The following is a 1,684-nucleotide window of genomic DNA, read 5'->3' on the forward strand; positions in this document are numbered from 1 at the left end:
TGGCGATGGTGTCTCTGGTCAATACCATCAACAATATGGCGGAGCGTGACCAGTTTGAGGACCGGGAAATTAATTTTGTGGTGGATGAGGCGCATATACTGACCACTAATCCGCTGTTGTCGCCCTACATGACCAAAGTGGTCAAGATGTGGCGAAAACTGGGCACCTGGTTGTGGCTGGCTACTCAGAATTTGGCGGACTATCCGGATAGTGCGGAGAAAATGCTGAATATGGCGGAGTGGTGGTTGTGTCTGACAATGCCGCCGGATGAAGTCGAACAGATAGTGCGTTTTAAAAAGCTGTCTGAAGAACAAAAATCGGTGTTGCTGTCAGCCAGCAAACTCCCGGGCTGTTACACCGAAGGCGTGGTGTTGTCGAAAAAAGTGGAGGCGTTGTTTCGGGTGGTGCCGCCCAGTGTCTATCTGGCGCTGGGTATGACGGAGAAAGAGGAAAAGGCAGAACGCAGGGCGATTATGAAAGCGCTTCATTGCAGCGAATTGGATGCCGCTTTTGTTGTGGCGCGCAGGCTGGACCGTGCCCGTGGTCTGATATCCGGGGAAGCGGCAAATGTGCGTGATGAGGATCTCTTAGCCATGCAGGAGTGGAGGCTATGAATATCAGGGTATTTTGGACGCTTTTGCTGTTGTTAATGCCGGTATCCGTGTTTGCCAGCACAGTGATATATACCGACACAAGCCATCCACCGCTCAATGCTGATCAAAACGTCCAAGTTGTGTACCTAGATAAGCCAGAGCAGTTGCAATCACAGTTATTCAGTAAGCTGTCTGCTGATCCTCAACAGGCAGTCAAGCAGGCCCGTCAGATTTTGCAGTCTCCATCGTGGCATCAACAGGAGCGACATATCGGTCAGGCTTATCAGGGGTTACTGAATGCCTGGACGTTGGGCCTTAAGAAGTTCCCGGCAGTGGTTTTTGATGATGATTATGTTGTGTACGGTACGACAGACGTCAGACAGGCCCGGTTACTTTGGGATACCTATCAGCAGGAAAAGCAGCCATGAAATCTTCGGATTTATCGTCATTAACATGGTATTCCCGGCTGAAAAAGTTCGGTATGGCTCTGATACTAACGGTTGTTCTGGTGCCCGTGGCCGTTGCCAGTGTGAATACGGCCCAGATTGTGGCCAGTGCCGCGTCGGTATCGTGCATCAGTTGGCGGATAAAAGGTATTTGTTACTGGCTGCTGTGTTCTCCCTGGGGGTGCAAAGTGCGGACCTCGATAAAAGTTGCGCATTTTATTCCTCAGGCCGTGGTCTCCGTCTATAACGCGCCTGGCGGTAATCCCTGGAGAGAAATGTCGCAGGTCAGCCAGGCAGCCGGTGGGGTGGAAAATATGGTCACCGGTGCACTTTCCAGGATAGTCATGGGTGGCGGTAACAATCAGCTGAAAATCCCAGGCAACCGAAAAAACAATCTGCATTTTAAATATGCCGATGCGATTAGGCATCCGGCAACTGCCATGATGGGCGGGAAAATTTCGGGGTATGCGTGTAAAAGTGCCGCCACGCCTTTTATGCCTTACTTTTTGAGTACTCTAGACAGCCTGGTTTGGCGGACCGGTGTGCCAGAGTCGTTTTATCCCGAAGCGCTTATTCCTGGTAAACGTGAGCTGGGTGATTCGTTTCGGGGCAATATGTGGGGCAATATTTATCCGCGAAGCGGGT

The 1,684-nt window shown here is 51.2% G+C and carries 2 protein-coding genes and 1 pseudogene; all 3 read left to right on the forward strand.

The annotated features are described in order from the left end of the window. Positions 1 to 614, forward strand: a pseudogene (locus EAE91_RS23360) (conjugative transfer ATPase); the annotation flags it as partial. Further along, a complete protein-coding gene (locus EAE91_RS23365) occupies positions 611 to 1,021 on the forward strand; it encodes a TIGR03757 family integrating conjugative element protein (RefSeq protein WP_214090524.1) in 411 nt (136 codons plus the stop codon). The pseudogene EAE91_RS23360 and the gene EAE91_RS23365, both read left to right, overlap by 4 nt. Before the next feature lie 53 nt (positions 1,022 to 1,074). Further along, a partial coding sequence (locus tag EAE91_RS23370; protein WP_422615670.1) for a TIGR03756 family integrating conjugative element protein occupies positions 1,075 to 1,684 on the forward strand: 610 nt, incomplete at its 3' end.

Origin of the sequence: Photorhabdus noenieputensis (assembly GCF_018448935.1) — a bacterium.
GTDB lineage: Bacteria > Pseudomonadota > Gammaproteobacteria > Enterobacterales > Enterobacteriaceae > Photorhabdus > Photorhabdus noenieputensis.